Below are 25591 nucleotides of genomic sequence, written 5' to 3'. Positions count from 1 at the left end.
CGGTACTCACCGGAGAAAGTCCATCAGCGTGGGCTGAAGGACCCGTGCCGTCGCGGCCAGGGCCACCTGGTAGTTGGTCTCCTGAAGTTTCAGGTCCATGATGACGCTGCCAAGGTCCAGTTTTTCTATGCCCATCTTCTGCGCGTCCAAGTTGGCCTCCAAATCCGTATTGACGTTGCCGGCACGTTCCAGCTGTGCCTGCCGTGTTCCTATCTCAGCACGTCCATCGACGATGTGAGTAAAACCAGCATCCAGGTTGCCGATCTGCAGCGACGTGGGGGCCGTTCCGCCCTTCAGCGCATCAGCGATGGACTTGACGGCCCCGAAGACGGAGGTGGAGCCGGTGCCAAAGACCGCCTCGCCGTCGGCGTCCACCCGGACAGTCTGGGTCGCGCTGAAGCGGCGTTCGACCGGGCTGAGGCCGGTGCCGTTGAAGGTGGGTGGCACGGGGCCGCTGAAGGCTTCAGGGTTATCCGAGTTCCCGGCAAAGATGTTCCGGCCCAGGTGCTTGGTGTTGGCGATCGAAACGAGTTCGCTGTTCAGGGCATCCAGCTCGTTGGCGATGGCGATCTTGCCGGACTGCGGCAGCGATCCGTTGCCGGCAAGGACGGTGAGGTCCTTGATCTTGTGCATCACGTTCGTGGCTTGTTCGAGCGCGGAATCCGCCGCGGTGAGCCAGGTGTTGCCGTCGTCGATGTTCCGGCCGTACTGGGCGTTGGCCGCGAGCAGGGACCGGGTCTCCAGCGCCTTGGCAGTAGCGGCGGGATCGTCCGAAGGACGCGAGATCTTGTTGAGTGTGGTCGCCTTTTCCTGCAGTTCGGCCAGCCTGGACTGCTGGGTCTGCAGCGTCCGCTGGGCGTTGGCGCTCATGGTCAGGTTCGTGACGCGGTTCAGCATGGGTCTACCTTCCTACCAGTCCGGTGCGGTTGATCAGGACGTCAAGGGCCTCGTCGACGGCGGTCATCACTCGGGCCGCGGCCTGATAGGCGTGCTGGTTGGTGAGCAGGCTGACGTTTTCCTCGTCCAGGCTGACGGAGGCTTGGGAGGCCCGCTCCGTGATGGCCGAGATTTGGGCGGCCGTGGTGAGCGCTTCGTGCTGCTGGGCTCCCCGGGACTGCACTCCGATGTTCGTGACGATGCCCGACCAGATCTTGTCCGGCGAGCCGTTACCAGTGCCGAGCTGCGAGATCGTGTCCGCAATGCTGGTGTCCAAGGCGCCGCCCGCAGAGGCTTTCAGCGCGATGTTGCCGATGTTGGCGGGGCCGGAGATGCTCAGTGCAGCGGGGTCAGAGCCGGTGGTCGTGAAGAAGTCGACGTTTGTGGTGCCGGCCCCAGTGACACCGGACTTGTGGACGGTGTTTACTGCCGTGGCGAGGGCGGTAGCGAAGCCGTTGTAGGACGCCGCGGCTTGGGCGATTGCCCCGCCCTTGTCTGCCGGTGCCAGTACGGAGAGGGCGCCGGCGAGTTCGCCGCCGTCGAGCGCTGCCGTGCCGCCGGGGCTGGTCCACTCAATGCGAGGCGCGTCGGTGGCGGCGCTAGCCATGGCCGTTGCGCCGGCCAGCTGCAGGGTCCGCACTGAGCTGCCCGTCACGAGGGCGTTGCCGCCGACGAGAACATCCACGGTGCCGTCGGCTTGCTCGCGGACGGTGCCGCCTGCGAGGCCGGCGATCTGGTCCGTGAGCTTGGCCCGGGCGTCGATCAGTTCGTTTGCCGATCCGCCGGCGGCAAGGGTGGAGCGGATGGTTGTGTTGTAGGAGGCAACCTGGGCGGCTGCCGCGTTGACGGCAGTCACCGCGTCCTGGGCCTGGCCGCGGACACTGCTCCATTGCGAGTCGAGGGCCTTGTATCCGGAGGAGATCTTGTCCGTCACGGAGTTGGCGGCGTTCAGCAGCAGCGCCTTGGGGCCGTCTTTGTCGGGCTGGTTGGCGGCGCCCTGCCAAGCGGACCAGAAGCCCTGCAGTGCCGTGGAGATGCCGTCTTCGCCGGGTTCCTGAAGGACGCCCTCGATGCCCTGCAGGGCGGCGGAACGGACACTGGCGTAGCCGGCCTGGGCGGCAGTGGAGCGGACTCCGCCGTCGAGGAAACTGTTGCCGAGCCGTGCGATCGCGTCCACCGACACGCCCTGGCCGGCCTGCAGGAGGCCACCGCTGAAGAGGCCGCGAGCGGGCGCCGCGAGCGACGACTGCTCGACGCGCTGCCGGGTGTACCCCTCGGTAGCGGCGTTGGCGATGTTCTGCCCGGCCACGTTCATGCCCTGCTGGGCTGCGGTCAGTCCACGGTAGGCGGTGTTCAGGGCGCCGAAAGTGCTCAAGGTCGCTTCCTTAGAATTGCTTGTCGAAGATGCGGGAGGCGGCGGTTTCGCCGGTCTTGCCGTGCGCGTCGTAGGTGCCGGCTGCCGGACGCAGGTCAGCCAGCGACTCTTGGGTGGAGCGGACGGCGGTGCGCAGGTACTGCTCGTTGGAGTCGCGCAGTTCCTTGATTAGGGCAGTCTGGCGGGTCAACGCGGCCAGGTGCGCGGTGAGGATCTCGGCCCAGGCGCCTTCCGGGGCGGCGGCGGCCAGTTCCGCGAGGGAAGCATCGGTGGGAAGTCCCCACGTTTCGGCGACGACGGCGGCCTCGATGGTCCGCGCCAAGCTCGCCTGCGAGAGGTGCCCCAGGACCTGTTCAACTTCCTTGGTGCCGTGGGGCAGCCAGCGGGACTTGCCCGAGGTGAGCAGCAGCTGCTCTTCCTCTAGCTTGAAAGTGAGAACGTCCAGGAGCTCACGCTCCCGCCACAGCAAGGCTGAAAGTTCGTGGATTGCCATGGTCCGGACGGCTCCCTTGTCGGTGACTAATGCGGTGGTGCCGGGCATGCAGTACATAAGGAGTCGGCTGCAGCCATCAGCAGGGTTCGTAGAAACTATCGGCCGGGGAGTGGGATCCGTTAGCGGGAAGAAGGCTGATTACTTTCGGAAGGGCGGGGGAAAGCCGTTCGAAAAAGAATTTCGCATTTTTGCTTACGTCGTCCTCCGAAAGGGCGATAACTACTCCTGAAGGCCCACGGATGGGCCATCGCTTACAGTCCCACTCACGGAGGAAACATCATGGGCTTTGTTATCAACAACAACCTCGCGGCAAACAACTCTTACCGCAACCTCAACTCCACCCAGAACGACCTTTCCAAGTCCTTGGAGAAGCTGTCCACCGGCCTGCGCATCAACCGCGCCGGCGATGACGCAGCAGGCCTTTCAATCTCCGAAGGCCTTAAGGCGCAGGTCACCGGCTCGGCCCAGGCCGCCCGCAACGCCCAGGACGGCATCTCCGTCATCCAGACAACTGAAGGCGCCCTGACCGAGGTTCACTCCATCCTGCAGCGTATGCGCGACCTTGCTGTCCAGGGTTCCAACGACACTAACAACACGGCAGCCCGTGACGCGATCAAGGCTGAGGGCAACTCACTCGGCCAGGAACTCGACCGCATCACGAAAGCCACCAACTTCAACGGCATCGACCTGCTCAAGGGAGCTACCGGCGCGGGCGTCACCGCGACGTCAACCCCGGGTTCCCTGGAAATCCAGGTCGGCACCGGTGGCACGACCGGTGTGGACACTATCAAGGTCAAGGTGGGCGACGTGGCAACAGCCACCGGCGCCCTGTCCGACGCTGCCGGTACCGGCGCCACCGACTTCGTGGTCGACACGGCGGCTAACGCGCAGACTACGATCGGGAAGATCGACACCGCCATCAAGGCGATCTCGGCACAGCGCGCAGACCTCGGTGCTGCTCAGAACCGTCTGGAGCACACCGTAAAGTCGCTGAACGTTGCCGGTGAGAACCTGCAGGCCGCTCAGTCCCGCATCGCCGACGTCGACATGGCTCAGGAAATGGTCAAGTTCACCAAGGCCAACATCCTGTCCCAGGCCGGCACCGCAATGCTGGCCCAGGCAAACCAGTCCAGCCAGGGTGTTCTTTCACTCCTGCGCTAGGCCGGATCCGGCAGTCCTGAAGTGAGGCTGCCACCCTGATCGGACGATGAGACACCCCCGATTACCACGCTGCGGAAGGGCCGGACGATGGCAACACCATCGTCCGGCCCTTACGTGCAACGTCCCAGCATCACAAACACCCGACGTATCAGCAGGAATTGACAGCTAAGGAGAGGCAGAGATGGGAATCTCACTCGACGGACTGGCCAGCGGGCTCGACACCACCGCCCTCATCGGCTCGATCATGCAGTCCGAAGCCCTTCCGCAGACCCTGCTCAAGAACAAGTCCTACGATCTTCAGTCGATGGTCTCCGCCCTGCAGGGGCTCAATGGCAAAGTCGCAGCCCTGGCTACCCAGGCCACCGCCGCGGCCAAGCCCGGTGCCCTGGACCTCACCAAGGCGACCACGTCCAGCGACAAAGTCGTCGCGACCACGACCGCGGCTGCCAAAGCGGGCTCCATCGATTTCCAGGTCACCAAGCTGGCCCAGACCCAGGTCACCGTAACCCCCAAAGTGAACGCCGTGACCGGCTGGCCGTACACCACGATGACGATCAACAGCGGGGGCAGCGACTATACGATCGCGCCGGCTTCCAATAACCTTGACGATGTCGTCACGGCGGTGAATGCCGCTGGCGCCGGCGTGACCGCCACGAAGGTGGCCGTTGGGGGCGAGGACTTCCGCCTCCAGTTCACCGCCACGAAGTCCGGTGAAGCCGGGGCCTTCACCATCAGCGATCCCGGTACTACCTTCACGAATGTCAAGGCCGCGCAGGACGCCGAAATCACACTCTGGCCGAACACCGCTGTGACCCAGAGCGTGAAGTCCTCGACGAACACTTTCGCCGATCTGCTGCCCGGCGTGTCCGTCACCGCCAAAGAAGTATCTGCCGCACCTGTAACGCTCACGGTGGGCCGTGACGACGCCGGCATCACCAAGCTCGCCTCCGACCTCGTGGACGGTGTGAACGGCATTTTCTCGCTGATCGCAAGCAAGACCGCCGTCAGCACCACCACGAACTCCAGCGGCACTAAGACGTCAGCCGGTGTTTTCGCCGGTGAGAGTCTGGTGCGCTCGGTGAACCAGAACATCCTTTCCGCCGCTTCGCTGCCGGTCGGCGCCCCGCCCCGGTCGCCGTCGGAAATCGGCATCAGCATCACCAAGACCGGAACGATGGAGTTCGACGCCACGAAGTTCGCTGCCGCCCTGGCGAAGGATCCCGAGGGAACAGCAGCCAAGGTACAGGAAATCGCCGGTCGCGTTGCCGCGGCGTCCACAGCAGCCTCTGATAAGTACAACGGCACCTTGACTACCAAGATCACCGGCCAGCAGTCCGAAGTCCGGGACCTGGCTGACCGGATTGGTGACTGGGATACACGGCTTGCCTCCCGCAAAGCCACGCTCCAGCGAACCTACTCGGGTCTCGAGACGGCGTTGAGCGGCATGAAGGCCCAACAATCCTGGCTCACCGCCCAGCTCTCCGGCCTGGCAGGAAGTAAGTCAGCATGACCACCACACCTTTCGGCTCCGGCTACGGCGGCGCCGCCCAGCGGAACCAGTACCTGGCTGACTCCGTCCTCTCGGCTCCGCCGGCACGCCTGCTCACCATGCTCTACGACCGGCTCCTGCTGGACCTGGGCCGTGCGGAGGCCGCGCAGCAGGGCGCGAACTGGCCTGTCGCCTCGGAAAACCTCCTGCACGCGCAGGCCATCCTAGCTGAACTTATGTCGTCCCTGAAGACCGATGCCTGGGACGGCGCCGACGGGCTGCTTGGCCTGTATAACTACTCCTTCACCGCCCTGGTGAACGCGAATATCCAGCGTGATCCGGCGCTGACGCGTGAGGCCATCGAACTTTTGGACCCCTTGCGCGAGGCCTGGCATGAGGCGGCCGCCGCTGTCCCAGGCCCTGCCCCGGTCCCCGCGGCAGCTCCCGCCGCACCTACCTCTGGACCTAACCGCGGATCCACCCCCGCGGGCGCCTGGAGCACCCAGGCCCTAACCGGCGGGGGGAGCCTTGGTTTTGGATAGTCACCCGGAAGTGGAGGGCAGCCGAGGGCGAACCGACATCCCCGACACGGAATCAACCCTGACGGACCCCGAGGAGAGTGCCCTGGCGGCCTGGAACGCGATCCTGGACGTACTGGAGCTGGCGGTGGGTGCAGCCGAGCGCACCCTGAAGGATCCCTTGGGCCCGCTGTCTGCCGCACCCGGGAGCGCGGTTGATCCCCAGCCCGAGAAGCGCTGGCATCCGCATCTTCTCCCCGGAGCGCTACCCGCTGCAGCCCGACGACGTGCCTTAGCGTTGTCGGCCGCGCAGGAACGCGTCGCCCGGCGACTCGAAGATGCCAGGCGGGATGTCGCCCAGCAACTGCAGGCGGTCTCCTCTGTTCCCGGCGTAGTGGCTGCCTCCGGTGCTGTGTACCTGGATGTAAACGGCTGAACTTCCTGTCGGGAGCATAAGACCCCGCAAAGAATATCCGCGAGTATCCACAGTGATTCATCCTGCGGAAACTCTTTTATATTTTCTCCTAACGCGCGGCTGACCAGTGCCGATAACCACTGATAGAGCACGGATCGCTCGTTTAACGGCCACGGATCGGCCTCCCACCACCCAGGCAGGATCCCCGTGCTCGAATCCGTGACCTCCGCAGCCCTGTCCAGCGCCTTGGACGGATTGGCGCTGCGCCAGCGCAGCATCGCGAACAACATCGCGAACGTCAATACGCCCAATTACCAGGCCAAGCGCGTGGCCTTCGAGGACGCCCTCGCGGCCTCGGTGCGTTCCGGCGACGGTCATGCCCAGGCCACCACGGCAGCATCCCTGGAACCCACCCAGCTGAACGGCAACAACGTCAACCTGGACACCGAAACCCTGTCCAACATCGACACGGTACTTCGCTTCCAGTTCGCCACCCGTGCCCTCGGCTATGAGTTCACCGCCGTCCGCTCCGCCATGAGGACGAACTGATGACTTTCGACGCGATCGGAATCGCCGGTTCCGCCCTCACCGTGCACCGGAAATGGCTCGACGCCGTCTCGGACAACCTGGCCAACATGAACAATGTCTCGCGCACCTCCGGCCCGGCGTTCCAGGCTAAATACGTGGAAGCCGGGGAAGGCGCCGACCTCACCGGGGTGTACGTGAAAAGCACGCAGCTGGGAAACGGCGAGGGCAGGATCGTGTACCAGCCGGACCACCCGCTCGCGGACGCCAACGGGAACGTGAAATATCCGGATATTGATATGGCCGAACAGATGGGCGCGCTGATTATTGCCCAGCGCGGCTACCAGGCGAATGCCCAGGTTGTGGACCGCGCCCGTGAAAGCTACATGGCCGCCCTTGAGATTGGAAGATCCTGATGACCATTTCCCCGATCGCGCCCGTTCAGGGCGTCCTTCCGACAAACTTCGTGGACGGCGCCGGGGCCGCTGCCGGTACCGACGGCTCCGGCTTCGCGGCGTCCCTCACCGGCGCCGTGGACAACCTCCAGCAGCTGCAGTCGACGTCGAACCAGCTGGCCGTCTCAGCCGTGACGGGCAACCTGGATGACATCCACAACGCGACCATCGCCGCCACCCGCGCGCAGGTCACCCTTGAACTCGTCGCCGCGGTGCGAAACAAGGGTGTTGACGCGTTCAACGAGATCATGAGAATGCAAGCCTGATGCCCCCGCAAATATCTGGAATGTTCGCCCGCTTCGGCGCCGGACTCAAGGGATTCACCGCCGGACAGCGCACCATCGCAGTCATCGGAGCGGCCCTCCTCGTCGTCGCCGTTGTGGCCGTTTCCGCGTGGCTGTCCAAACCCGCTCTGACACCGCTGTTCTCCGGGCTCAAGAACACCGATGCCAGCGGCATCGTCGATCAGCTCCGTAAGGACAACGTTCCCTACGAACTCAGCGACGGCGGCGCGACCATCCTGGTCCCGCAGGACAAGGTCTACGACGAACGCCTCAAAGCCGCCGCCGCTGGCCTGCCCACGGCCGCCGCCACCGGGTACTCGCTGCTGGACAAGATGGGCGTTACGTCCTCAGAGTTCCAACAGTCCGTCACCTACAAGCGGGCCCTCGAAGGGGAACTCGCCAGCACCATTTCTGCCATGGACGGCGTAAAGACCGCCGCCGTCCGTCTCGCCATTCCGGAGAAGACGGTTTTTGTCTCCAGCGCCCCGGACACCACCGCCTCGGTTTTCATCGAAACCAAGCCGGGGGTCAGCCTTTCCGGCGACAAGGTCCAGGCGATAGTGCACCTGACCTCTGCGGCCATCGAAAACCTCAAGCCGATCAACGTCGCAGTGGTGGACTCGCAAGGCAATGTCCTCTCCGCTGTCGGCGGCGGCGCCGTCGGCTCATCCTCGAAACAGGCCACCGACTACCAGCAGCGCACCGGCGACGCCGTGCGTGCCGTCCTGGACCGCGTCGTCGGGCCGGGCAATTCCACCGTCGCGGTCGCCGCCGACGTTACCGGGGAGTCGGCGCAGCAGAAGTCCGAGACCTTCTCCAACGCTGAAGGTGCCCTGCCGCTGAGCGAGACTTCCAAGACTGAAAAGTACACCGGCACCGGCGGCGGCGCGGCCGGGGTTCTGGGACCGGACAACATCGCGGTCCCCGGCGGCACCAGCGGCAACGGAAGCTTCGATTCCACCAGCGGTACCAAAAACAACGCAGTCAACAAGGTCACCGAGGACCGTGTTATCCCGCCCGGAGCCGTCAAACGCCAGACGATCTCCGTGGCCGTCAACCAGGCAGCGGCCGGCGGGCTCAATCTCGCCTCACTCACATCCCTGGTCAACTCTGCCGCCGGGATCAATCAGCAACGCGGCGACGTCGTCACCGTTGAGGTGGTGCCGTTCAGCACCGCGGCTGCGGACGACGCTGCCCGGTCCCTGGCCGAGTCCAAGGCCGACGCTGAGGCCACCAAGCAGGCCGAATTCTTCGGCACGCTCATCAGCGCCGGTTCGATCCTCCTCGGACTCCTGGTCCTGGGCCTGATCCTGATGATCGTCCTGCGCCGCCGGCAGAAGCGCGAACCCGTGGACTTGGGCGAGCGGCTTGAGCCGCTGCCGGTCCTGCCGGCGATGCCGGTCGTGTCAGCGTTGCCGGCGGCCCCGGCAACCTCGGCGATCGAGCTCACCGCCCTCCCGCCGCTGCCGCCCTTGCCGGAACAGGTGGAAGCCGAACGGCGTCGGATGGAAATCGACAGCATGGTCTCCGCCAACCCGGAGAAGGCAGCCGACTACCTGCGCGAGCTCCTGGATGACCGGCAACCGGTATGAAAACTACAGTGACCCTTTCGGGCGCCCAGCGCGCGGCCGTTGTGCTGATGCAGATGAACCCGGCCAACGCGGCCCTGGTCATGGCAAAGCTGACGGATTCGGAAGCCGAGGAGATTGCGGCGGAAATCGTCCGGCTGCGCAAGGTGGATCCCGATGTCACCGAGCAGATCATGAAGGACTTCCACTCTTCGGCGCTGAGCGGGCCGCGTTCGGCCCGGGGCGGCCGCGAGTTGGCAGAGGGACTGCTGGAAGCGTCCTTTGGGTCCGAGAAAGCCGCCGGGCTGATCAACCGGCTGAGCGTCAACATGGCGGGGAAGTCCTTTGAGTTCCTCGAAGACATTGAACCGGTCCAGATCCTGGCCCTGATCGACGGTGAACTGCCGCAAACGATCGCCCTGGTCCTGGCGCACCTGAGCCCCAAAAAGGCCTCGGCGGTGATGTCCGGGTTGCCTGGTTCGCTCCGCGCCGACGTCGCCCTCAGCATCGCAACGATGGGTTCCGGCGCACCGGAGGCAATCGGGATCGTCGCCGAGACGCTCAAACTGCGCGGCGGTGCCGCTGTCTCCCAGCAGGCCTCCAAGGTCACGGGCGGCATCCAGCCGCTGCTGGAGATCATCAACCGTACCGACGCCGGCACCGAACGTTCCGTACTCGATGGCCTGGACCTGTTGAACCCGGACCTAGCCACCGAAATCCGGGCACAAATGGTGACCTTCGAGGACATCGTCAAACTGGACCGCAAGGACGTCCAGCAGGTATTGCGCGGCATCGACTCGTCGTTGCTGGCCATCGCCATGAAGGGCGCCCCGGAAGTGGTGCTGGAAACCATTACTACCAACGTTTCCGGCCGCAACCTGGAGATCCTCGAGTCCGAAATCGCGGCCCTGGGGCCGCTGCGGGCCTCGCAGATCGAAGAAGCCCGTGCCGCCGTCGTCCGCTCCATCCGGGAACTAGAGGCCGACGGTTCCATCACGATTCAGCGTGGGGACGAGGAAGACTTTGTCTACTGACACCAGTCCCGCGCGGATTGTCTACCCGTCGCTGCGGACCACCGGTCCCGCCAACGAGCAGGCCGGATTCACCGAGGGCCACGCCGCGGGCTACGCTGCCGGGGTCCGCGCCGCAGCAAAGGAACAGCGGCGCTGGCGGGACCGAATGGCGGCGGAGCAGGCTGCTGCCCTGGCGGCGGGCCAGCAGGACCTGGACCGGGCAGTGCGCGCGTTGGCCGTGGCCAGGACGGACTTCGCACACCGCAATGTCCAGGCCCTCCAGGATGCCAATGAAGTGCTCGCCCGAACGGCCCTGGAACTGGCCGAGGCCATCCTGGGCTACGAACTCGCCGAAGGCACCCGGACGGCCCGGGCCGCCATCGAACGCGCCCTTTCCGCCAGCGACCCCGGCACCTTGGTTGCGGTGCGGCTCAACCCGGCCGACATTGACGCCCTGGACAAGGAAGGCCTGGACCTGCCCGCCGGGCTTCCGCTGCTCCGGGACGCAAGCCTGAACCGCGGCGACGCGAAAGTTGACTACGAGCATGGCTGGCTTGACGCGAGCCTCGGCACCGCCCTGGCCAGGGTCCGTACTGCCCTGCTCAGCGACGGCGACTGGGGCGACCGGACCATGGACGGACAGCCATGATGACCCAATGGCGCCCAAAAGGGGACTCTTTCACCGCCGCACTACGGGCCGCCGCTCCCCAACGGGTGGGCGTAGTGACGTCCGTGGTGGGCCTGAGCCTGGAAGTTTCCGGCCTCGACGGTGCACTGGGTGAGCTCGTGACCGTTGGGGAAAGTCCCGGTCTGGACGCCGAAGTAGTCGCCGCGATGGGCAGCACCCTCCGCTGCATGCCGCTGGGCCGGCTTGCCGGAGTCGCCGCCGGTGATCCGGTCCGGGCCAAAGCGGGCACCACCATGCTGGTCCCCACCGGGCGGGGGCTGTTTGGCCGCGTCATCGATGGCCTCGGACGGCCCATCGATGGCAAGGGTCCGCTCAAGAGCGGGCCGCGCGTGCCCATCGACAACGAGGCGCCGCTGGCCATGAAACGGGCCCGCATCGACACGCCGCTGCAGACCGGTGTCCGTGTCCTGGACACCATGACCACCCTCGGCAAGGGCCAGCGGATGGGGCTCTTCGCCGGTTCCGGCGTCGGGAAATCCTCCCTGCTCTCGATGATCGCCCGGGGGACCGACGCCGAAATCTCGGTCATCGCCCTGGTCGGCGAACGCGGCCGCGAAGTCCGCGAGTTTCTCGAGGACGACCTTGGCGCCGAGGGACTGGCACGCTCCATCGTTGTGGTTGCCACCTCGGACGAGCCGGCGCTGATGCGCATGCGCGCCGCTTTCACCGCTACCCGGATCGCGGAGTCCTTCCGGGACGAGGGCCAAAACGTGGTCCTGATGATGGATTCGTTGACCCGCGTCGCCATGGCCCAGCGCGAGATCGGCCTGTCAGCCGGCGAACCCCCAGCCACCCGCGGTTATCCGCCGTCGACTTTTTCCGTCCTTGCCCGGCTGCTGGAACGGGCCGGCACCGCCGAAACCGGCTCAATCACCGGCATCTACACCGTCCTGGTTGACGGCGACGACCACAACGAACCGATCGCCGACGCCGCCCGCTCCATCCTGGACGGGCACGTTGTCCTCGACCGGAAACTGGCCGTCACGGGCCACTTTCCCTCCGTGGACGTCCTCGGATCCATCTCGCGTGTCGCCTCGAAGGTCAACACCCGGGATCACCTCGCCGCTGCCGCGGGGCTTCGCCGTGTCCTCGCGGCCCGGAAAGCCGCCCAGGACCTGATCGATGTCGGGGCCTACCAGGCCGGCACCAACCCACTCGTTGATGCGGCACTGAACCACGAGCAGGACGTGAACGCCTTCCTGCAGCAATCAATGGAAGATTCCACCGGACACCCCGAGTCGTGGCAACGGCTCTCCTACCTCACCTCGACTCTGGGAGCAGCGGCATGAACCGTCAATTTTCGCTGGCTGGGCTCTTGCGGCTCCGCCAGATCCAGCAGGATCAAGCCGCCACCGGCCTGGCCCGGGCCAGGTCCCGTTCCAGTTCCGTGCGCGCCCGGGAAGCTGCGGCCCGCCGTGACTTGTCGATCGACGACGCGGACGTTGTCAGCTCCGCCTCGCTGCGGGCCGTCGCGGCCGCCCGGTCCTCCTCGCACAGTATGCTGGCGGAGCTGCGGGGCCTGACCACGATCGCCCAGGCAGACGAGTCCGCGGCCCGGGAGGCGTTTACCGCTGCCAGGGTCCGCTCCGTTGGCTTGGAGAAGCTTCAGGCCCGGCATCAAGCCGAAGTACTGAGCGCAGACCTGCAGGCCGAACAGTCAGCGCTGGATGAGATTGCGTCCACTGTCTTTCACCGGGACGACACCCAGGTGACCACATGAGCATGACCGAGGCGATCGGCCGGATGCAGAGCATCCAGTCCATGATCTCCGAACTCACCACCCGGCCGGTGGACTCGGCGAAGTCCACGGCGATCTCGGCCGCCGCCACGGGCTCGCCTGTCGACGGAGGAGGGGACGGTTCCTTTACCCAAGCCCTCGCCTCGGCGCTGGGCACCAGCGGAACCGGAACAGCGTCCCTGCAGGAGAGCCTCAATTCCCTGACAGGTATCAGCGGGACAACACTCAAGGGTGTCTCCGCGCCGGTTGCCACCGGAGGGGCAGCGACCGGAAACGACGTGGTTGCCGCAGCGAAAAAGTACATCGGCGTGCCGTACGTCTGGGGCGGAACCAACCCGGCCACCGGGATGGACTGCTCCGGCTTCACCCAGCGCGTCTTCAAAGACCTCGGCGTCGAGATTCCGCGGGTGGTCAGCGACCAGATGCGCCAAGGCACGCCCGTAGCGTCCCTTGCCGAGGCCAAGCCCGGCGACCTGCTGGTGAGCTTCGGCGGCAACCACATCTCCATCTACCTCGGCAATGGCAAGGCAATCGACGCCCCCGTGCCCGGGCAAACCATCCAGATCCGCGATGCCTGGGAGCAGCAGTCCAACCTCACGTCCATCCGCCGGATTGTCCCGGCAGGGGGCACATCATGACCGCATCGATGGGTCTGGGCTCTGCTGCGGGGATCAGCCGGGCCACCCAGCAAGGCGCCGGGGGCCGGGCCGGTACAACAACGTCCGGCGGCGGAGCTTTCGGTGTGCTGTTGGACAGCGCCGTTTCCTCAAACGCCCAGCCCTCAAACGCCCAGCCCTCAAACGCCCAGCCCTCAAACGTCCAGCCCGAACGTCCGACGTCCGAGACCACCGTGTCCGCGGATTCGAACTCCGCCGGCTCGCCGGGCGTCGGGGCACCGCAGGCTGTGCCCGCGCGCGCGACCGCGGCCGTGTCCACATCCGCGGCCGTGACCACATCCGCGTCCGTGACCGCACAGCTGTCCGGCGGGCAGCCGGACGACACCAAGGTCAACGACGCCACCTCCCAGGACGCGTCGCCATCGAAGGATGACGCCGCAGGAGATGTTCTGCCGGTCCCGGCCTGGTTCGGAACTGCGTTGGCTGCCCCTGCGGCGCAGTCGACAGCCGCCGCCGCGGGGCAGGCCATACCGGGGCGGATGACCCCGGAACAGGCGGCCACGGAACCGCAGCTCCGGGCCGGCGGTGCCGTGCCGGTGTCGGCTCCTGCCACCGCGGTACCTGCTGCTGCTGCGGGCGCGCCGGCCGTGGCGGCAGACGCCAATGCCGTGGCCACCGGAGCTCCGGCCGCCGTCGTCCTGCCGGCAGCCACCGTTGCACCATCCAGCCCGGCCCAAGACGCAGCTCCGGCAGCAGGACTTACTGGGGCCGCCTCGACGCCCGCAACCGCCAGCCTCCAGCCGCACCCTCCGGCGGCCAGCACAACACCCGGACTTTCTTCCGCTGCCGGAGGAACGACCTTCGCCGGTCTTGTTCCCAATGCCGGCGCGAGCGGCAGCGACGTGCGTCCGGATCGGAAGTCCGCGCTGGCGGCCACGGTGTCGGTGGAATCGGCGTCCACCGCCGGAGCCGCCGCCCTGACCGGGGGACCGGCTACTCCTACTCCTACTGCCGCCACGTCGACGTCCGCACCGCAGGCTCCCGCCACGGCTTCCCCGCAGCAGGGGCCCGCACTCCAACCCCAGTTGAGCAGGCCTCTCTTCACCCTTGCCGCGGCGGCCGCCGGTGAACATGTGATGACCCTCAAAGTGAACCCCGAAGACCTGGGCCCGCTGACCATCAGAGCCCACATCGACGCCGGCGGCGTCCGGATTGAGATGTTCTCTCCCGGTGAAGCCGGCCGGGAAGCTCTCCGCGGCGTCCTTCCCGAGCTCCGGAAGGAGCTCGCCGACGCCGGATTCGGGGCATCGCTGAACCTCTCGGATCGCAGCGGACCGGGGGACGGGGGCCGGAACGGCCGCCCGGGGCACCAGAACGACGCCGCAGCGCAGCGCTCAGCCCCGCGCCGCAACGAAGGATTTCACGAGCCCGCGCCGCGCATCCCCGGTCGGCTGGGTTCCCCCCAAACCAACATCGACATTCTTGTCTGACACGAAGGAACGCCACAGATGACGATTCAGCCGATCGCTACACCGTCCATCCCGATCAAGCCGACAACCGGTGCGGCGGGGGACCAGACTCCCGCTGTCCGCGCCCCGGTGCAGACCATGGACTCCAACGTTTTTATGACGCTCCTCGTGACCCAGCTGAAGAACCAGAACCCGAGTGCCCCGATGGACACCAACGCGATGATGGCCCAAACCATTCAGCTGTCCATGATGGAAAAAATGACCGAGCTGACAGCAAGCAGCAAGGATGGGCTTTCGCTGCAGATGCGCTCGGCGGCAGCCCAGCTGATCGGCCATTCCGTCGGCTATACGCTGCCGGACGGCACCGCGGGCAGCGGCATTGCTACTGCCGTTTCGTTCGCCGGCGACAAACCGGCGGTGACCATCGGCGAACTATCCATCCCCCTCGATTCCATCACCGGAATCGTCGCTCCGTCCGCTCCCTGACCCTAGATTTTGACCAGTTTTCCCACCTTGTAGAAAGGCAGTCGCCATGCTCCGCTCGCTCTACTCCGGAATTTCCGGCCTTCGCGCCCACCAGACCATGCTGGATGTTACCGGCGCCAACATCGCCAACGTCAACACAGCCGGGTACAAGTCCGGAACCACGCAGTTCCAGGACACCCTGTCCCAGCTGACCCAGGGCGCCACGGCTCCGCAGGGCGGCACCGGCGGAAGCAACCCTGCCCAGATCGGCCTGGGCGTCCGCGTTGCCGGGGTTACTAACAACTTCAGCCAGGGGTCCTCGCAGGCCACCGGCAAGGCCACGGACATGATGATCTCCGGAGACGGCTTTTTCGTCACCAGCAAGGGCGGCCAGCAGCTGTTCACCCGTGCCGGTGCTTTTAACCTCGATGCTGCCGGCCAGCTGGTCAGCCCCGACGGCGGCATCCTGCAGGGGTGGAAGGCCGACGCCAACGGCGCGGTCAACACGACCGGCGCCGTCGGCACCATCACGCTGAACCCGAACAACATGGTCGCCACGGCAACCAACGCGGTTTCACTTGACGGGAACCTGCCCGGCGACGCGACCGTTCCCACGTCGCTGAACCGCGTGGTCAAGGTTTACGACGGCGCCGGTGCTGCGCGTGACCTCAATCTGACCTTCGACAAGACCGCCACCGGCTGGAATGTTACAGGTAACGACGGCAGCGGACCCGTCACTGTGGGCCTCGCACAGGGAGCCAACGGCACACTGACGGCCAGCGGCGCGTTGACCGTCGGCGGCATTACTGTCGCGTTGAATAAACTCTCGGGCTACGCAAAAGTCGAAACCCTCACGGTCGCCGGCCAGAACGGCTCTGCTGCCGGCTCGCTTGAGTCTTACACGCTGGGCAGTGACGGATCCCTGATCGGCTCCTTCAGCAACGGCACCAAACAGGTGATGGCCAAGATCGCCCTGGCCAAGTTCACCAACCCGGCCGGTCTGGAAAAGGCAGGATCTTCGTCCTACACGGCCACCGGCAACTCCGGCGGGGTGCAGTTCGGCAGTGCCGGTGCACCAGGGCTCGGCACACTCTCCGGCGGTACCCTGGAAATGTCCAACGTGGACCTTTCCCAGGAGTTCACCAACCTCATCGTGGCCCAGCGCGGGTTCCAGGCCAACGCCCGCATCATCACCACCTCCGACGAGGTCCTGCAGGAACTGACCCAGCTCAAGCGCTAATCACCCGGAAAACGTGACTAGCTCCTAAATATCGGAGCGACAGCCCTGGCTACGGAGATCTTCGGAGCCAGGGCTGTCTTTTTTTGAGATCCGCGGCTTCGGCTGAGACATTAGCCTGCAACCAGATATGCCTCACGTTTCGACCGAGTATCACGTCTCTTCTGAGAGCCCGCCCTGAAGTGGAGGTACATTCCGATGCGACCGCCTGGCACCAACTGCCTGCGGTGGCGCACGCGGCGTAGGTCCGATCGGGGGACGTTATGGCATCCATAGGCAGAAGCCGGCTACGCCCTCATCCGCGGGATCGGGGCGGGAGCGCCACCGGTCCCTTTTCCTGCTTGGAGTGCCCCGTCGGCGGCGAAGTTGGTGTCAAGAGTGTTCCGTGAAGCACTGCCGGCACGCGGCCCCGGGTTTTCGGCGACGGTTACAGCGTCGCGCAGATCGCTCCAGAAGCGTTCCGCCGCGGCCGGCCGGCTGGCGGTGAGGATGCCCTGGCTCACGAGGGAGTCGGCCCATTGCTGGACCAGCTGATGGTGGAAAACGAACTCCGCCAGGGCCCGGGACTGCGGCAGGGGCAGTTTTGTCCGCTGCTCACCGTCAGGTTGCTCCGGGTCAGGGAGCTGCCCGATGGCGGCCAGCAGGCTTTCGAGGGTCCGCCGGGCCGTTTCCGGGCCCCGGGTTTGTTCCGGCAGCAGGCCCAGGTCCTTGGCTGAGGCGATCTGGAGGCGCAGCTGGACGGTGTATGCGGCCCAGCACCTGGCATCGCTGGGGCTAATCTCAAGGGCGCCGCGGGTATCCTGGCGCTGGGTCGCGTCGTAAATGACGAAGCGGCTCCGGCCGGAGTGTTTCGCTGCGTACATTGCCGTGTCGGCTTCCGCCAGCAGTTGTTCCGGGCCATCCATTCCTGATCCGGCAGTGATGCCGACGCTTGCGCTCATCCGCAGCTCAGTCCCGGCGACCTGAACCGGGGCGGCGACGGCATCCATCACGCGCAGCGCCGTCGCCGGGCCCTGGTCCAAGCCGGAGCCCGGCAGCAGCAGGGTGAATTCGTCTCCGCCGGTCCGTGCCGCGGTGTCCCCGGTCCGGAGGCAGAACTGGAGCCGCCGGGCGATTTCCACCAGCAGCGCGTCCCCGGCTCCATGTCCATACGAATCGTTGATTGGCTTGAAGCCGTCAATGTCCACCGCCAGGACCAGCATGGGCACCCCGGTGATCCGGCTCGCGGCCATCGCCTCTCTGAGGCGTGCAGCCAGGAGCGATCGGTTGGCCAGCCCGGTCAGCGGATCGTGCAGTGCCTGGCTCTCCAATGCCCCCAGCTTCTCGAGTTCCGCGGTTCGTGTCCCGGCGAGGACGAATGCCGGAATGAGGCACAGGACGCCTTCAAGCAGGAACGCTGCACCCAGGAGCGCGGAATTTGCCGGCGGCAACGATCCGGACGCACCCGCAAAAGCCAGTTGCAGGAAGGCCGGGCTCCCGGCGACCACGACTGTGGCCACGGCCATGGCCAGCCAGTCCTCGAACAAAGCAATCACGGGTACTGCGAGGAAAAACAGAAAGTAGGCCTCCACGGACCCGGACAACCGGACGGTTATGGCCGCCGCCAGCACCAGGGCCGCACCGGACAGGCAACCCAGGGCGCGGCGCCACGGTGCAGGGTGTCGCGACCGTGCCCCGCGGGGAAGACGATCGCCTGCTGAGACAAGCCACTGCGGTACCACTGCGTATGCTCCCCATTGTTCGGCAGATCCACGCCTACCCAGCCAGCGGATCGTTGACAACACTCACTGTAACGAACATCACTCACTGTAACTAACGCGGTGTCCGCCGCCAGGCCGCATATTACCAAGCCTACGCAGCTAACCAATCAGTCCGGTTGGCCGACAGTAGATCGTAGACCACCATCCCCTATACAGAGCAGAATCGGCCCATGATCGTCGTAACTCGACTCAACGGAACGCGCTTCGCGGTCAATCCCGACCTCATCGAACGGATCCACGAGAGCCCGGACACCCACCTTGTCACCCTCGACGGAGCTACGTACGTTGTGCTCGAAAGCCTCGCCGAAGTGGTTGAACTGATCGCCGAGTACCGCGCTTATGTACTGAGCAAGGCCCGGGACTTTCCGGCCGTGACCGGCTACCACCTCAGCCTGGTTCCGTCCGAGGACGCCGCAGACGTTGGTCGTACCGACCGGCCGGGGGAGTAGGCCATGGATCCGGCAACAATTATCGGGCTGCTGATGGCGTTTGGCGCCATCTACGCCATGGTGGCCCTTGAAGGCGCAAGTATTACCAGCCTTTTGCTGCCTGCACCGATGATCCTGGTTTTTGGTGCGACGCTCGCCGTCGGGCTTGCAGGATCAACCCTTAAGGACGTGGTGCACGCCTTCAAAGCGCTGCCGAACGCGTTTAAGGGCAAGACCGTCCCGCCGCAGGTCAGCATCGACGAGATCATTGTCTTCGCTGAGAGGGCCCGCGCAGAAGGCCTGCTGTCGTTGGAAAGCGACGCTGCAGCCACCAAGGATCCGTTCCTGAAGATTGCGCTGCAGAACATCGCCGACGGAACCGATGGTGAGGACCTCCGGGAAATGCTCGACGACGGCATCAGCTCCAAGATGAAGTCCGACAACACGGCCTCGAAGTTCTTCAAGATGCTGGGAGGCTACGCACCCACCATCGGCATTATCGGCACAGTCGTTTCGCTGACCCACGTCCTGGAAAACCTGTCGAAACCGGACGAGCTCGGACACATGATCGCCGCAGCCTTCGTCGCTACGCTCTGGGGGGTCCTTTCCGCCAACTTCATTTGGCTTCCTATCGGGGACCGGATGGCAAAGATCTCCGAACTTGAGGTCGACCGAATGACCCTGATCATGGAAGGCGTTCTGGCCCTGCAGGCAGGCATCCAGCCAATCCTGCTGCGGGAGAAGCTCAACGCAATGGTTCCCGACTACAAACTCAAGGCCGGCGCCGGGAAGGCACCAAAGTCCGGGCCCAAAAAAGCATCCAAGGGCGGAGAACCGCTGGAGGACGCGGCATGAGCCCCCGGCGACGGTCCAAAAGGGCCGCCCCCGAAGAGCACCACGTTGACGAACGCTGGCTCGTGTCCTACGCGGATATGGTCACCGTCCTGATGTGCCTGTTCATCGTCCTGTACGCGATGTCCACCGTCGACGCTAACAAATTCGAGAAACTCCGTAATTCCCTCGCCACCGGCTTTGGCGCCGTCGCGTCCGAAACCGTCGACACGGCCACCGGAACCGTGGTCCCGGCGGACCAGGCCAATAAGGACCTTGAAGCGTTCGCTGCCGTACAGGCGCAGGCGCAGGCGCAGGCGCAGGCGCAGCCGGCGGCAGGCCAGGCGGCGAATGCGCAGCCCAATGTCGACCCGGCAGCCTTGGAACAGGCCATGAAGGAAGTCAATCGGCTCCAGGCCCTGGAGGACAAAATGAAAGCGGGGCTGGCGGCGGAAAACCTTAGCGAAAACGTGGAGTTCCAAATCGATCCACGCGGATTGACCGTCAAACTCGTTGGATCCCAAACATTCTTCGAACCCGACAGGCCGGAACTGACCGGGCGGGCCACCCGGGTCCTTAATGTTGTTGCTCCGGTCCTTGCGCCGGCCGGAATGGAGGTCATGGTGGAGGGACACGCAGCTAACGGCGTGACGTCCTTCCCCTCCACCTGGGAACTGTCTTCCACCCGGGCGGTGAACGTCCTGCGCTTTATGGTGGAGCGCGGCGGCGTCCCCCAGTCCGCCATCGGTGCGGTTGCTTTCGGCTCCGCACGGCAGGTCAACGACGACTCCACACCTGAGTTGATGGAGCTGAACCGCAGGGTTGACATTGTGGTCCTGTCCGACCAGCCCGACGTCGTCCGGTCCCTGATACCGGAAGCGATGAATATGCTGCAGAAATAGCTGCGGATTGGCTTACCCGCGGGGGTGCCTTGCCGATAGTGCGAGACGTGAGTGTTATCGATGAACGGGAAGTAGTGCGCGAGCGCACCTTAAGCGTCTACGACTTCCGTCGTCCGGCGACGCTGGCCCGTGAGCACAGCCGGGTGCTGGAGCTGGCCTTCGAGACATTTGCCCGCCAGTGGGGAACGCAGCTTACCGCCAAGGTCAGGGTCAAGTCGGTGGTGCGGCTGGAAGACGTTTCCATGCTGAGCTACGACGAATACGCAGCGTCGATTCCGGCGGTCACGGCCATGGTCCTGTGCGCCGTCGAGGGCAACGATTCCAAACTTGTGGTGCAGTTCCCCAGCCCCTCGGCCCTTGGCTGGGTCAACCGGATGCTCGGCGCCTCCGCAGACTCGCCAATGCCGGACCGTAAGTTCACCCAGATCGAGCAGGCCTTGGTCCAGGGGCTGATGAACGAAGCGCTCGAGGATCTGAGTTACTCCCTGGGCCCGCTGCTCAACGAAGCGGTCCGCGTCGATACCATCCAATACAACTCCCAATTTGCCCAGGCCGCCGCGCCAAGTGAACTGATGATCGTGGCTTCGTTCACGATGATTGTTGGGGACATCAGCGCGCCGGCAACCCTGGCCATCCCGGCCGACGTTCTGCTGGGCCGGCTGAAAAAGGTCAACCCCACCGACAGCCGGGAGGACGCGCCGGTGAGGATTGGCGCCCAGCTGGAGCAGGTGCCGGTGGAATTGTCGGTGCGGCTCTCGACGTCGTTTATCACCCCCAGCCGGGTCCTGGGTCTTGCCGTCGGCGATGTCCTGCCGCTGCCGCACCTGGAGAACCGGCCGTTCGACGTCACACTCGACGGGACGAGGCTGGCCACCGCCGCGCCGGCCCGTAACGGCTCCCGCGCCGCCGCTGTTATTGTCACAATCGAGGAGAACCCCTGATGAGCATCACCCTGACCAAGCACGAGTCGTCGGCGGAGCGGCTTGTCGAAGAGCTCCCGAGCCCGGTGGCACTGAAGGTCGTCGCCCTGGTGCCGGCCCGGGCCGCGGCGCCCTATGCCCGGCAGGCCGTGACGGCGACATTCGTCGGCTCGGTGACCGCTGACCTTGCCCTGCTGCTGATCGACCGGACGTTCCTGGACGAGGCCGCCGGTGGTATGGCCGGCCCCCAGCCCGGCGTCGTAGCAGTCACCGATGTGCTGCGCCCTGCCATGGAGGCTGCGAGTTCGGTCTTTGGCGCCGGTGTGCTTTCCGATCTGCGTGAATCCGACGCCGCCGGCCTCCTGACCGATCCGGACACCGCCGTTTTCGAACTGTCCGACGGCAACCACGCCGCCGCCTGGTTCGCGGTCCGGCTGCGCGAGAACACCAACGGTTTCGGCCGCGGCGCAGAAGGCACCGGCGGCGGCGCCGTTGCGGGCCGGCTGGGCCGGATCAACAACATCGAAATGGCGCTCACGGTGGAGATTGGCCGGACCCGGATGTCCGTCCGGGACGTGCTCTCGCTGGAACCGGGAAAAGTCATTGAACTGGACCGCTCCGCCGGCGCGCCCGCGGATGTGCTGCTCAACGGCCGCCTGATTGCGCACGGAGAGGTTGTGGTCCTCGACCAGGACTATGCGGTCCGCATCACCCGCATCCTTGACGTCGCCGAGGGGCTCAGCTGAATGGACTCGCTGATCCTCGGGCTGCGGGTAGTCGTGGCCCTGGGCGCGGTGCTTGGCCTTATGTGGTTGCTGCAGCGCCGGCTCGGCAAAGGCAACGGACGACGCCGGGCTGACAGCGCCCTGACGGTTGTCAGCCGGCAGAGCCTGGGACAGAAGGCCTCAGTGGTAGTCGTCGACGCCGCCGGCCGGCGATTTATGCTCGGTGTTACCGAGCATGCCGTGAACGTCCTGCACAGCGGCGACATCCCGGCCGAAGCCGAAGAGGAGTCCGTGCCTGCAGCCAACGCCGGATTCGGCGAATTCGCCCGGCTGCTCGCCGCCGCCAGCCCCCGCGCCGCCGCCGCGCGGAAGGACGACGAGAGCGCCGGTGACGGGCTTTCCGCCGAGGGTGCCGGCGACGGAACCCCCGGCGCCCCGATGCACAGGCGCAGCTCCATCCACCGGAATTCCCACTCCCGCGGTCCGGCAGGCCACCCGCCGCTGCACGGCTCGATCCTGGCCGGCTCCACGTGGAAGCAGGCCGCCGCAGCTCTCAGGGGCGGACGCCGCCGTTGAACACCGATCCATTAGTCCGGGCCGGCCGGAGCTCTGCCGGCAGGGCACTGGTGCTGGGACTGGCAGCGGTGCTGCTTGCCGTCCTGCTGCTGTGGTTGAACGCCTCCGCCGGCCACGCCGCACCCATAGTCCCCGCGCCCCCGGTGCCGCCCACAGACCCCTCGGCACCCGGTGACGGCATCAATATCCAGATCAACGGCGTCGACGGTAAGCCCTCAACGGCCGTCCTGACCCTGATCGGGATCACGCTGCTCTCGGTGGCTCCGGCGTTGCTGCTGATGATGACGTCCTTCACCAAAATTTTTGTGGTCTTGGCCATGACGCGAAACGCGCTCTCCCTGCCGTCCATCCCGCCGAACCAGGTGCTCGCCGGGCTGGCACTGTTCCTGTCGATCTTTGTGATGTTTCCCGTCATCACCGAGATGAACGACCTCGGGGTCCAGCCTTACCTGAACGGGACCCTGGACTTTAACGCCGCCGTCGACGTCGGCAAGGGCCCGCTGCAGCAATTTATGCTCGCACACACCCGGCAGGAGGACATCGCCCTTATGACCAGGGCGGCCGGAATGGAAAATCCGGACAGCCCCGCCGCGGTGCCGCTGCAGACCCTGATACCGGCCTTTATGGTCTCTGAACTGCGTGCCGCCTTTATTATTGGTTTTGTAATTTTTATCCCTTTCCTGGTTATCGACCTCGTCGTCTCCGCGGCGCTGATGTCCATGGGCATGATGATGCTTCCGCCGGTTATGATCTCCCTGCCCTTCAAGATCCTGCTGTTTGTCCTGGTGGACGGCTGGGGCCTGATTATCACTGCCCTGATCCAGAGTTATGCGGGCACCGGATGAACGCCAACGCCGTCCTCGATATTTGCCTTCAGGCCATGCTTGTGGGTGCCAAGCTCTCCGCGCCGGTGCTGGTCACGGCCCTGGTGGTCGGGCTGGCCGTTTCCCTCGTGCAGTCGATCACCCAACTGCAGGAGGCGACCCTCTCGTTCGTGCCTAAGGCCGCCGCCGTCGCCATCGCCTTGGTGGTCTGCGGTCACTGGATGATCTCGGAAATGGTGTCCTTCACCAACGATCTTTTCGCCAGGATCCCCGGACTTTTGGGCGGAATGTGACGTGGGCATCCCGATCGACCCGCGGTGGCTGGAGGCGTTCCTGCTGGCCAGCGTCCGTATGACGGCCTTCCTGATTGTGGCTCCGCCGTTCGCCTACCGTGCCTTCCCGGCCCGGGTAAAGGCCACGCTGGGCCTGGGGCTCGGACTCGCGGTCTCCCAGCGAGTCTCCAGCGGCTACGCTGCGCGTGACACTGCCGGCTTTGTGACAGGTGTGGTGTTCGAACTCGCCACCGGTCTTGTCCTGGGATTCATCGTGATGGTGATTTTCGCCGCGATCCAGTCGGCCGGCAGCCTGATCGACCTCGCGGGCGGTTTCCAGCTGGCCCAGGGCTTTGATCCGCAAATGAACGTCAACGGCGCGCAGTTCACCAGGCTGCTCCAGATGGCTGCCCTTGCGCTCCTCTTCGCCTCCGACGGCTATCAGTTGATCATCACCGGGCTCACCGGAAGCTTCACGGCGCTGCCGCTGGCCGGCGGCATTAACATGGCCCAGCCCGTCCAAGCCATGACATCGGCGGTAACCGGCCTGTTCCTCGCAGCGGTCCAGATTGCCGGACCCCTGATGGTCGTTTTGTTCCTGGCCGACGTCGGCCTCGGTCTCCTGACCCGGGTGGCACCGGCGCTGAACGCCTTCGCGCTCGGCTTTCCGCTCAAGATTTTGCTCACGCTGCTTCTGGCCGGCTTTATGTTCGTGGCCTTGCCGCGGATCGTGTCGAGCCTCGCCGGGCAGGCCGCCAAGGCCGTCCTGGGGGTGGGCTAGTGTCGGATTCCGGTGAAAAGACAGAGCAAGCCACCGATAAACGGATGAAGGAGGTCCGCTCCAAAGGGCAGTTGTCCCGCTCGCAGGACCTCACGGCCTGGGTTGGTGTGGGTGCTGCGGCAATCATGATTCCCTCCACCGTGGAGCGCGCCGCCAACGCCGTTGCGGACCAGCTCTTCAGTGTCCGCGGTATCGTGGCCGCGCCTGATCCCGGCACGGCGCTGCTCACCCTCGAGCACGGTCTGGGCGCCATCGCGGGCATTATCACTCCCATGCTGGTGGTTGTTTTTGTGGTGGTCCTGGCCGGCGCCGCACTGCAGGGCGGTGTGCACTTCAAGAAGTTCAAACTCGATTTCGAGCATTTCAAACCCCTTCCCGGACTCAAACGGATGTTCGGAACGCAGGCGCTTTGGGGTGGCCTGAAGGCACTGCTCAAAGCGAGCGTGGTCGGTGTGGTGCTGTACGGCGTTGTGCAGGGCCTGGTCCCGGTCCTGCTGACCGCCGGAGGCCTTCCGGTATCCGGTGTGGTCACCGCGGCGACCGGCGGCGTCGCCTCGCTCATCCAGTTCGCAGTGGCTGCCGGCATTGCGCTGGCGGCAGCGGACTTCTTCGTTGTGATGCGTCGCAACCGGAAAAAGACCCGGATGACGAAGAAGGAAATCAAGGACGAAAACAAGAACAGCGAAGGCGACCCGCTGATCCGATCGCAGCGGCGGGCCCGCCAAATGCAGATGAGCCGTAACCGGATGATCTCCGCAATCGGCGACGCCGACGTTGTGCTTGTTAACCCCACGCACGTGGCGGTGGTGCTCAAGTATGAACCCGGTAAATCCGCCCCGCGGGTGGTGGCCAAAGGGTCTGGCCACGTCGCTGCCAGGATCAGGGCCGAGGCCGAGGCCAAAAACGTCCCGATGGTCCAGGACATTCCGCTGGCACGGGCACTGCACGGGGCCTGCGAACTCGGCCAGGAGATCCCAGCGGACTTCTATCGGGCCGTGGCCGGGGTGCTCGCCTTCGTGATGGCGCTCAAAGCGCGCGGTTCCGCTGCCGGAATGCACTACATGGCCGGAGCTTCGGTATGAGGACCCAACCCGGGTGCGGCAGTAACAGCAGAGGAAACAGCATG

At 65.4% G+C, this 25591-nt stretch carries 30 protein-coding genes; 26 read left to right on the top strand and 4 right to left on the bottom strand.

Annotation, left to right across the window (positions count from 1 at the left end; translation table 11 throughout):
• Positions 1 to 6: 6 nt before the first annotated feature.
• Genes flgL through QMG72_RS11675 form a run of 3 tightly spaced genes read right to left on the bottom strand, consistent with a single transcriptional unit; the run spans position 7 to position 2804 of the window.
• Positions 7 to 897 (bottom strand): flagellar hook-associated protein FlgL, encoded by an 891-nt coding sequence (gene flgL / locus QMG72_RS11685; protein WP_226776326.1) that lies wholly within the window; start codon positions 895 to 897, stop codon positions 7 to 9.
• 4 nt (positions 898 to 901) lie between these two features.
• Entirely contained in the window at positions 902 to 2311 is a 1410-nt protein-coding gene (flgK, locus tag QMG72_RS11680; protein ID WP_226776327.1) for a flagellar hook-associated protein FlgK, read from the bottom strand.
• A gap of 10 nt (positions 2312 to 2321) precedes the next feature.
• Complete coding sequence (locus QMG72_RS11675) at positions 2322 to 2804, bottom strand: flagellar protein FlgN (RefSeq protein WP_226776454.1); 483 nt, start codon at positions 2802 to 2804, stop codon at positions 2322 to 2324.
• Positions 2805 to 3083: 279 nt separating this feature from the next.
• On the opposite strand from QMG72_RS11675, the gene QMG72_RS11670 reads away from it, so the two are divergent.
• From QMG72_RS11670 to QMG72_RS11595, 16 genes are all read left to right on the top strand, one after another.
• Positions 3084 to 3965 (top strand): flagellin N-terminal helical domain-containing protein, encoded by an 882-nt coding sequence (locus QMG72_RS11670; RefSeq protein ID WP_226776328.1) that lies wholly within the window; start codon positions 3084 to 3086, stop codon positions 3963 to 3965.
• A 181-nt stretch (positions 3966 to 4146) separates the two neighbouring features.
• Positions 4147 to 5475 carry a flagellar filament capping protein FliD gene (fliD, locus tag QMG72_RS11665; protein ID WP_283480569.1) on the top strand — a complete coding sequence of 443 codons (1329 nt, stop codon included), beginning with the start codon at positions 4147 to 4149 and terminating at the stop codon, positions 5473 to 5475.
• Entirely contained in the window at positions 5472 to 5996 is a 525-nt protein-coding gene (fliS, locus tag QMG72_RS11660; protein ID WP_309485718.1) for a flagellar export chaperone FliS, read from the top strand. The genes fliD and fliS overlap by 4 nt, the downstream gene beginning before the upstream one ends.
• Before the next feature lie 10 nt (positions 5997 to 6006).
• The gene (locus tag QMG72_RS11655) at positions 6007 to 6408 is read left to right on the top strand and encodes a hypothetical protein (protein ID WP_226776330.1); all 402 of its coding nucleotides are present in this window, start codon (positions 6007 to 6009) and stop codon (positions 6406 to 6408) included.
• A gap of 186 nt (positions 6409 to 6594) precedes the next feature.
• Complete coding sequence (locus tag QMG72_RS11650; RefSeq protein WP_226776331.1) at positions 6595 to 6936, top strand: flagellar basal body rod protein FlgB; 342 nt, start codon at positions 6595 to 6597, stop codon at positions 6934 to 6936.
• Positions 6936 to 7328, top strand: coding sequence for a flagellar basal body rod protein FlgC (locus QMG72_RS11645; RefSeq protein WP_226776332.1), 393 nt, complete (start codon positions 6936 to 6938; stop codon positions 7326 to 7328). The genes QMG72_RS11650 and QMG72_RS11645 overlap by 1 nt, the downstream gene beginning before the upstream one ends.
• Positions 7328 to 7633 carry a flagellar hook-basal body complex protein FliE gene (gene fliE / locus QMG72_RS11640; RefSeq protein WP_226776333.1) on the top strand — a complete coding sequence of 102 codons (306 nt, stop codon included), beginning with the start codon at positions 7328 to 7330 and terminating at the stop codon, positions 7631 to 7633. The genes QMG72_RS11645 and fliE overlap by 1 nt, the downstream gene beginning before the upstream one ends.
• Before the next feature lie 20 nt (positions 7634 to 7653).
• Positions 7654 to 9243, top strand: coding sequence for a flagellar basal-body MS-ring/collar protein FliF (fliF, locus tag QMG72_RS11635; RefSeq protein ID WP_502934660.1), 1590 nt, complete (start codon positions 7654 to 7656; stop codon positions 9241 to 9243).
• A gap of 8 nt (positions 9244 to 9251) precedes the next feature.
• A complete protein-coding gene (gene fliG / locus QMG72_RS11630; protein WP_349359375.1) occupies positions 9252 to 10253 on the top strand; it encodes a flagellar motor switch protein FliG in 1002 nt (333 codons plus the stop codon).
• Positions 10243 to 10881, top strand: coding sequence for a FliH/SctL family protein (locus QMG72_RS11625; protein WP_226776336.1), 639 nt, complete (start codon positions 10243 to 10245; stop codon positions 10879 to 10881). Before fliG ends, QMG72_RS11625 begins: the two co-directional genes overlap by 11 nt.
• Positions 10878 to 12209, top strand: a complete 1332-nt coding sequence (locus QMG72_RS11620) for a FliI/YscN family ATPase (protein WP_282360661.1) — start codon at positions 10878 to 10880, stop codon at positions 12207 to 12209. The genes QMG72_RS11625 and QMG72_RS11620 overlap by 4 nt, the downstream gene beginning before the upstream one ends.
• The gene (locus tag QMG72_RS11615; RefSeq protein ID WP_282360662.1) at positions 12206 to 12640 is read left to right on the top strand and encodes a flagellar FliJ family protein; all 435 of its coding nucleotides are present in this window, start codon (positions 12206 to 12208) and stop codon (positions 12638 to 12640) included. Before QMG72_RS11620 ends, QMG72_RS11615 begins: the two co-directional genes overlap by 4 nt.
• Positions 12637 to 13296 carry a C40 family peptidase gene (locus QMG72_RS11610; RefSeq protein WP_282360663.1) on the top strand — a complete coding sequence of 220 codons (660 nt, stop codon included), beginning with the start codon at positions 12637 to 12639 and terminating at the stop codon, positions 13294 to 13296. Before QMG72_RS11615 ends, QMG72_RS11610 begins: the two co-directional genes overlap by 4 nt.
• Positions 13293 to 14765: a flagellar hook-length control protein FliK gene (locus QMG72_RS11605; RefSeq protein ID WP_282360664.1), complete on the top strand. Its 1473-nt coding sequence runs from the start codon at positions 13293 to 13295 to the stop codon at positions 14763 to 14765. Before QMG72_RS11610 ends, QMG72_RS11605 begins: the two co-directional genes overlap by 4 nt.
• A gap of 18 nt (positions 14766 to 14783) precedes the next feature.
• Positions 14784 to 15230 (top strand): flagellar hook assembly protein FlgD, encoded by a 447-nt coding sequence (locus QMG72_RS11600; protein WP_226776341.1) that lies wholly within the window; start codon positions 14784 to 14786, stop codon positions 15228 to 15230.
• Positions 15231 to 15276: 46 nt separating this feature from the next.
• The gene (locus QMG72_RS11595; protein ID WP_226776342.1) at positions 15277 to 16449 is read left to right on the top strand and encodes a flagellar hook protein FlgE; all 1173 of its coding nucleotides are present in this window, start codon (positions 15277 to 15279) and stop codon (positions 16447 to 16449) included.
• Positions 16450 to 16733: 284 nt separating this feature from the next.
• Here QMG72_RS11595 and QMG72_RS11590 read toward each other — a convergent pair whose 3' ends face one another.
• Positions 16734 to 18167 carry a GGDEF domain-containing protein gene (locus QMG72_RS11590; RefSeq protein WP_282360665.1) on the bottom strand — a complete coding sequence of 478 codons (1434 nt, stop codon included), beginning with the start codon at positions 18165 to 18167 and terminating at the stop codon, positions 16734 to 16736.
• A gap of 209 nt (positions 18168 to 18376) precedes the next feature.
• Between QMG72_RS11590 and QMG72_RS11585 the strand changes: the two genes are divergently transcribed.
• From QMG72_RS11585 to QMG72_RS11540, 10 genes are read left to right on the top strand one after another with little or no spacing between them, the layout of a single operon-like run.
• On the top strand, positions 18377 to 18655 hold the full coding sequence (locus tag QMG72_RS11585) for a flagellar FlbD family protein (RefSeq protein WP_226776344.1): 279 nt from the start codon (positions 18377 to 18379) through the stop codon (positions 18653 to 18655).
• Between the two features lie 3 nt (positions 18656 to 18658).
• A complete protein-coding gene (locus QMG72_RS11580) occupies positions 18659 to 19489 on the top strand; it encodes a motility protein A (RefSeq protein WP_226776345.1) in 831 nt (276 codons plus the stop codon).
• The gene (locus QMG72_RS11575; RefSeq protein WP_283480563.1) at positions 19486 to 20367 is read left to right on the top strand and encodes an OmpA/MotB family protein; all 882 of its coding nucleotides are present in this window, start codon (positions 19486 to 19488) and stop codon (positions 20365 to 20367) included. The genes QMG72_RS11580 and QMG72_RS11575 overlap by 4 nt, the downstream gene beginning before the upstream one ends.
• 47 nt (positions 20368 to 20414) lie before the next feature.
• Positions 20415 to 21308: a flagellar motor switch protein FliM gene (locus QMG72_RS11570; RefSeq protein ID WP_226776347.1), complete on the top strand. Its 894-nt coding sequence runs from the start codon at positions 20415 to 20417 to the stop codon at positions 21306 to 21308.
• Positions 21308 to 22033 (top strand): flagellar motor switch protein FliN, encoded by a 726-nt coding sequence (fliN, locus tag QMG72_RS11565; RefSeq protein WP_226776348.1) that lies wholly within the window; start codon positions 21308 to 21310, stop codon positions 22031 to 22033. Before QMG72_RS11570 ends, fliN begins: the two co-directional genes overlap by 1 nt.
• Positions 22034 to 22588: a flagellar biosynthetic protein FliO gene (gene fliO, locus QMG72_RS11560; RefSeq protein ID WP_282360667.1), complete on the top strand. Its 555-nt coding sequence runs from the start codon at positions 22034 to 22036 to the stop codon at positions 22586 to 22588.
• The gene (gene fliP / locus QMG72_RS11555; protein WP_282360668.1) at positions 22585 to 23433 is read left to right on the top strand and encodes a flagellar type III secretion system pore protein FliP; all 849 of its coding nucleotides are present in this window, start codon (positions 22585 to 22587) and stop codon (positions 23431 to 23433) included. The genes fliO and fliP overlap by 4 nt, the downstream gene beginning before the upstream one ends.
• Positions 23430 to 23705 carry a flagellar biosynthesis protein FliQ gene (gene fliQ, locus QMG72_RS11550; RefSeq protein WP_226776351.1) on the top strand — a complete coding sequence of 92 codons (276 nt, stop codon included), beginning with the start codon at positions 23430 to 23432 and terminating at the stop codon, positions 23703 to 23705. The genes fliP and fliQ overlap by 4 nt, the downstream gene beginning before the upstream one ends.
• A 1-nt stretch (position 23706) precedes the next feature.
• Positions 23707 to 24465, top strand: coding sequence for a flagellar biosynthetic protein FliR (locus QMG72_RS11545; RefSeq protein ID WP_226776352.1), 759 nt, complete (start codon positions 23707 to 23709; stop codon positions 24463 to 24465).
• Positions 24465 to 25547: an EscU/YscU/HrcU family type III secretion system export apparatus switch protein gene (locus QMG72_RS11540; protein WP_226776353.1), complete on the top strand. Its 1083-nt coding sequence runs from the start codon at positions 24465 to 24467 to the stop codon at positions 25545 to 25547. The genes QMG72_RS11545 and QMG72_RS11540 overlap by 1 nt, the downstream gene beginning before the upstream one ends.
• The last annotated feature ends 44 nt before the right edge of the window (positions 25548 to 25591 follow it).

It is taken from the genome of Pseudarthrobacter sp. PH31-O2, assembly GCF_030063265.1.
Lineage (GTDB): Bacteria > Actinomycetota > Actinomycetes > Actinomycetales > Micrococcaceae > Arthrobacter.
The sequence above is the reverse complement of the archived record's forward strand: the minus strand, read 5'-3'. Positions and strand labels throughout refer to the sequence as shown.

Coding starts and splice junctions, on each gene's coding strand:
- flgL (WP_226776326.1), bottom strand. CDS start 897: ATGCTGAACCGCGTCACGAACCTGACCATGAGCGCCAACGCCCAGCGG.
- fliE (WP_226776333.1), top strand. CDS start 7,328: ATGACCATTTCCCCGATCGCGCCCGTTCAGGGCGTCCTTCCGACAAAC.
- QMG72_RS11620 (WP_282360661.1), top strand. CDS start 10,878: ATGATGACCCAATGGCGCCCAAAAGGGGACTCTTTCACCGCCGCACTA.
- QMG72_RS11675 (WP_226776454.1), bottom strand. CDS start 2,804: ATGGCAATCCACGAACTTTCAGCCTTGCTGTGGCGGGAGCGTGAGCTC.
- QMG72_RS11600 (WP_226776341.1), top strand. CDS start 14,784: ATGACGATTCAGCCGATCGCTACACCGTCCATCCCGATCAAGCCGACA.
- QMG72_RS11615 (WP_282360662.1), top strand. CDS start 12,206: ATGAACCGTCAATTTTCGCTGGCTGGGCTCTTGCGGCTCCGCCAGATC.
- fliN (WP_226776348.1), top strand. CDS start 21,308: ATGAGCATCACCCTGACCAAGCACGAGTCGTCGGCGGAGCGGCTTGTC.
- QMG72_RS11580 (WP_226776345.1), top strand. CDS start 18,659: ATGGATCCGGCAACAATTATCGGGCTGCTGATGGCGTTTGGCGCCATC.
- QMG72_RS11595 (WP_226776342.1), top strand. CDS start 15,277: ATGCTCCGCTCGCTCTACTCCGGAATTTCCGGCCTTCGCGCCCACCAG.
- fliO (WP_282360667.1), top strand. CDS start 22,034: ATGGACTCGCTGATCCTCGGGCTGCGGGTAGTCGTGGCCCTGGGCGCG.
- QMG72_RS11670 (WP_226776328.1), top strand. CDS start 3,084: ATGGGCTTTGTTATCAACAACAACCTCGCGGCAAACAACTCTTACCGC.
- fliD (WP_283480569.1), top strand. CDS start 4,147: ATGGGAATCTCACTCGACGGACTGGCCAGCGGGCTCGACACCACCGCC.
- QMG72_RS11605 (WP_282360664.1), top strand. CDS start 13,293: ATGACCGCATCGATGGGTCTGGGCTCTGCTGCGGGGATCAGCCGGGCC.
- fliF (WP_502934660.1), top strand. CDS start 7,654: ATGTTCGCCCGCTTCGGCGCCGGACTCAAGGGATTCACCGCCGGACAG.
- fliS (WP_309485718.1), top strand. CDS start 5,472: ATGACCACCACACCTTTCGGCTCCGGCTACGGCGGCGCCGCCCAGCGG.
- QMG72_RS11575 (WP_283480563.1), top strand. CDS start 19,486: ATGAGCCCCCGGCGACGGTCCAAAAGGGCCGCCCCCGAAGAGCACCAC.
- QMG72_RS11645 (WP_226776332.1), top strand. CDS start 6,936: ATGACTTTCGACGCGATCGGAATCGCCGGTTCCGCCCTCACCGTGCAC.
- QMG72_RS11585 (WP_226776344.1), top strand. CDS start 18,377: ATGATCGTCGTAACTCGACTCAACGGAACGCGCTTCGCGGTCAATCCC.
- QMG72_RS11610 (WP_282360663.1), top strand. CDS start 12,637: ATGAGCATGACCGAGGCGATCGGCCGGATGCAGAGCATCCAGTCCATG.
- fliQ (WP_226776351.1), top strand. CDS start 23,430: ATGAACGCCAACGCCGTCCTCGATATTTGCCTTCAGGCCATGCTTGTG.